General features: G+C 72.3%; 5 protein-coding genes. All 5 read left to right on the top strand.

Features of this window, described 5'->3' with window-relative positions; genetic code table 11:
• Window positions 1-450: phosphopantetheine-binding protein (locus ACFUEL_RS36310; RefSeq protein WP_380241951.1), on the top strand; the 450-nt coding region annotated here is incomplete at its 5' end.
• A 159-nt stretch (window positions 451-609) separates the two neighbouring features.
• Window positions 610-1,473 carry a 3-hydroxyacyl-CoA dehydrogenase family protein gene (locus ACFUEL_RS36305; protein ID WP_380241949.1) on the top strand — a complete coding sequence of 288 codons (864 nt, stop codon included), beginning with the start codon at window positions 610-612 and terminating at the stop codon, window positions 1,471-1,473.
• A complete protein-coding gene (locus tag ACFUEL_RS36300) occupies window positions 1,470-1,754 on the top strand; it encodes an acyl carrier protein (protein WP_380241948.1) in 285 nt (94 codons plus the stop codon). Before ACFUEL_RS36305 ends, ACFUEL_RS36300 begins: the two co-directional genes overlap by 4 nt.
• Window positions 1,747-2,862: an acyl-CoA dehydrogenase family protein gene (locus ACFUEL_RS36295; RefSeq protein WP_380241946.1), complete on the top strand. Its 1,116-nt coding sequence runs from the start codon at window positions 1,747-1,749 to the stop codon at window positions 2,860-2,862. Before ACFUEL_RS36300 ends, ACFUEL_RS36295 begins: the two co-directional genes overlap by 8 nt.
• Before the next feature lie 63 nt (window positions 2,863-2,925).
• Complete coding sequence (locus tag ACFUEL_RS36290; RefSeq protein WP_380241944.1) at window positions 2,926-4,074, top strand: HAD-IIIC family phosphatase; 1,149 nt, start codon at window positions 2,926-2,928, stop codon at window positions 4,072-4,074.
• Window positions 4,075-4,141 lie beyond the last annotated feature (67 nt).

Here is a 4,141-nt window from a genome sequence, read left to right as displayed (position 1 = left end):
GTCACCGCCGCCGCCGCCCTCGCCGGGCCCCGGCCCGACGGCGGGCACACCGTCGTCGCCGTCGCCGAGACCCCCGACGGCACCCCCGACCTCCCCGACACCCCCTGGACGCTCCTGCGCCGGACCGCCCTGCCCCGCACCCCGGACGGCCGCCCCGACCGCGACGCGCTGCTCGCCCTCGCCCGCAAGGCGCTCGACCAGGACACCGACCGGGAGGCGCCCGACCCCGGCAACGACCCCCTGCTCGGGGAACTCGTCGGCATCTGGCAGCAGTTGCTCACCGGCACCGAGGCCACCGCCCACACCGACTTCTTCGCCTCCGGCGGCCACTCGCTGCTCGCCGCCGTCCTGGCCCAGAAGGTCGAGGAACTCACCGGCACCGCCCTCGAACTCGGCGACGTGTTCAAGCACCCCACCCCGACCGCCCTCGCCGCCCGGCTGCGCGCCTGAACGCACCCGCTCCGGCGAGCGGCCCCGCACCACCACTCGAGCACCACCGCGCACCACCATCCGCGCACCACCACCCCGTACCAGCACCCCGTACCACCGCGCCGCCCGTCCGGGCCGGCCGGCCAAGGAACCGGCTCACCAACCCGCAGGGAAGAACCCATGACCGCATATCAGGAGCACCGCCTCGCCATCATCGGCGCCGGCGTGATGGGCACCAACATCTCCGCCCTCGCCCTCGGCCACGGCGTCCCCGTCGTCCTGGTCGACCTGGACGAGGACGTGCTGGCCACCGCCCGGAAGACCATCCGGCAGAAGCTGCGGCACGCCCAGCTGATGGGAGTCCTGCCCGAGGGCCGCCCGCAGGGCACCCTGACCACCAGCGTCTCGCTGGACGCGATCGCGGACGCCACCACCGTCGTCGAGGCCGTCACCGAGGTCGACAAGGTCAAGCGGGAGGTGCTCACCGCCGTCTCCCGCGCCGTCGCCCCCGGCACCGTGCTGATCTCCAACACCTCGTGCATCCCGATCGACGAGATGGCCGAGTGGATCGACCGCCCCGAGGAACTCGTCGGCGTCCACTTCATGAACCCCTCGTACATGATCAAGATGGTCGAGGTGATCCGCGGCCCGCGCACCGAACCCGGCGTCCTGGAGCGGGCCGTGGAACTGCTCGCCGTCCTCGGCCGGGAGTCCCTGGTCATCGACGACTCGGCGGGCTTCGTCATCAACCGCCTGCTGCACCCGCTGATCAACACCGCCGCCATGCTCGTCCAGGAGGGCGTGGCCTCCGTCGAGGTCGTCGACGGCCTCCTGGAGGGCTGCCTCGGCCACTCCACCGGCCCGCTGCGCACCGGCGACCTGATCGGCCTGGAGAACCTCGTCGACTCGCTCAACGTGCTCTACGAGCGCCGGGGCGACGAAAGCTGCCGCCCCTGCGACCTGCTCCTCGAGAAGGTGCGGGACGGCCACCTCGGCCGGAAGACCGGCCGGGGCTTCTACGACTACGGAAAGGTCGCGTCATGACCGTGCACGCGAGCACCCCGCTGAGCACCGAGACCCTCCAGAAGGAGATCCTCGGCTTCCTCACCGAGCGCATCAAGACCGACATCGAGCTCGACCAGGACCTGTTCGCCTCCGGCGTGGTCTCCTCGATGTTCGCGATGCAGCTCGTCGTCCACCTCGAGGACGCCTACGACATCGCCATCGTCGGCGCCGACCTCAAGCTCGACAACTTCCGCACCGTCACCGGCATGGCCGCCCTGGTGCTCCGCCTCAAGGACGACGGAACGGCCGGCAATGCCTGACGGCCTCGCCGACGAGCGCGCCCTGATCGGCGGGCTCGTCGGCACCCGCGCCGCCCACTGGGACGTCACCGGCGAACTCCCGCGCGACCTGCTGCGCACCCTCGGCGCCGAGGGACTGCTCTGCGCGCAGGTCCCGGCGACCCACGGCGGCCGCGGGCTCAGCAGCCGCGACAACGGCGAACTCACCGCGTACGTCGGCACCCTGTGCAGCTCGCTGCGCTCGATCATGACCTCGCAGGGCATCGTCGCCTGGACCGTGCAGCGCTTCGGCGACCGCGACCAGCGACGCCGCTTCCTGGGCGAACTGACCGGCGGCAAGCTCACCGCCGTCGGCTTCAGCGAACCCGACGCCGGCAGCGACCTGGCCGCCATGCGGACCAGGATCAAGGCCGACGGCGACGGCTACGTCATCGACGGCGAGAAGAAGTGGGTCACCGGCACCCGCTACGCCGACTTCGTCCTGGTCATCGGACGGCACGGCGACGGCGAGGGCGCCGCCGCCGCGGTCGTCCCCGTCGACGCCCCCGGCGTGCACGTCGAACTCGTGCCCCACCCGATGGGCTGCCGGGCCGCCGGACACGCCAACATCCGCCTCGACAACGTCCGGCTGCCCGCCGACCACGTGCTGGGCGGCGGCGGGCAGCCGCTGTCGATGCTCTTCACCACCGCCCTGTCCTACGGCCGGGTCTCCATCGCCTGGGGCTGCGCCGGCATCCTGCGGGCCTGCCTGGCCGCCGCCACCCGGCACACCAAGCACCGCCGGCAGGGCGGCACCGCGCTCGCCGAGCACCAGCTCGTCCGCGGCCACCTCGCCGACCTGCTGGCCGCCGAACAGGTCGCCCAGCGGGTCTGCGAACACGCCAGCGCCCAGTGGGACGCCGCCGCCCCCGACATGGGACTGGCCGCCGTCCTCGCCAAGCACGTCAGCGCGGGCCACGCCGCCCGGGGCGCCGCCACCGCGGTCCAGCTCCTCGGGTCGACCGGCTCCGCCGACGGGCACGTGGTGGCCAGGGCGTTCCGCGACGCCAAGCTCATGGAGCTCATCGAGGGCAGCAACGAGATCTGCCGGCTGATCCTGGCCGATCACGCGCTGGCGCTCGTCGACTGACCCCCGCGCCCGCCGACCACCGCCATCCGACCACCATCCGAACGACGCTGGTAGGAGAACCCCGTGGCTGAGAAGCCAACCATCGTGAAGTGCCTGGTCTGGGACCTGGACAACACCGTCTGGGACGGCACCCTGCTGGAGGACCCGAACGTCGAGCTGTTCCCCGGAATCCGCGACACCATCGTCGAACTGGACTCCCGGGGAGTCCTGCACTCGGTCTCCAGCAAGAACGACCACGACCTCGCCTGGAAGCGCCTGGAGGACCTCGGCCTCGCCGAGTACTTCGTGTACCCGCAGATCGGCTGGGGCCGCAAGTCCGACGCCGTCCGGGCGATCGCCGAGCGGCTGAACTTCGCCGAGAAGACCATCGCCTTCATCGACGACCTGCCCTCCGAGCGCGCCGAGGTCAACTACCACGCCGCCGAGGTCCGCTGCTACCGGGCCGACCAGGCCGGCGAACTGACCGGCCTGCCCGAGTTCAGCCCCGAGATCGTCACCGTCGACTCCCGGCGCCGCCGCGAGATGTACCAGGCCGGCTTCCTCCGGGACGCCGAGAAGGACACCTTCAAGGGCCCCGACGAGGAGTTCCTGCGCACCCTCGAACTGGTCATGGAGATCAAGCGCGCCGACCAGGAGGACATCTCCCGGGTCGAGGAACTCACCCTGCGCACCAGCCAGATGAACGCCACCGGCGTCCACTACTCCGACGCTGCCCTGCGCGGCCTGCTGGCCGACCCCGACCACGAGGTCCTCACCGTCACCCTGAGCGACCGGTTCGGCCCGCACGGCGCCGTCGGCGTGCTGCTGATGGAGCGCCACCCCGACGTCTGGCACCTCAAGCTGCTCGCCACCTCCTGCCGGGTCGTCACCTTCGGCGCCGGCGCCGTCCTGCTCAACTGGCTGGTCGACCAGGCCGCCCGGGCCGGCGTCCACCTGGTCGCCGACTTCAAGCAGACCGAGCGCAACCGGATGATGGACATCGCCTACCGGTTCGCGGGCTTCGCCAACGACCCGTGCGCCTGCCTGGCCCCGCTGGGCGAGCCCGGCGCCGAGGGCGTCCAGCGCCTGCACCTGCTCGCCGACCGCCGCGAGGGCCCCACCACGATGAGCCTCACCGCGCCGGACATCGCCTCCGGTGCCGTGCCCGCCGGTGCCGTGCCTGCCGGTGCTGTTCCCGCCGGTGCTGTTCCCGCCGGTGCCGCCGGGCACTGACGGGTATCGACAGGCGGGTACCGACAGGCACTGACGGGCACCGACGGACGAGCACCCGGCCCCGAGG

Origin of the sequence: Kitasatospora sp. NPDC057198 (genome assembly GCF_042670125.1) — a bacterium.
Lineage (GTDB): Bacteria > Actinomycetota > Actinomycetes > Streptomycetales > Streptomycetaceae > Kitasatospora.
Note: the sequence above shows the minus strand (reverse complement) of the source record. Positions and strands in the feature narration are given on the sequence as shown.

Coding starts and splice junctions, on each gene's coding strand:
- ACFUEL_RS36305 (WP_380241949.1), top strand. CDS start 610: ATGACCGCATATCAGGAGCACCGCCTCGCCATCATCGGCGCCGGCGTG.
- ACFUEL_RS36300 (WP_380241948.1), top strand. CDS start 1,470: ATGACCGTGCACGCGAGCACCCCGCTGAGCACCGAGACCCTCCAGAAG.
- ACFUEL_RS36295 (WP_380241946.1), top strand. CDS start 1,747: ATGCCTGACGGCCTCGCCGACGAGCGCGCCCTGATCGGCGGGCTCGTC.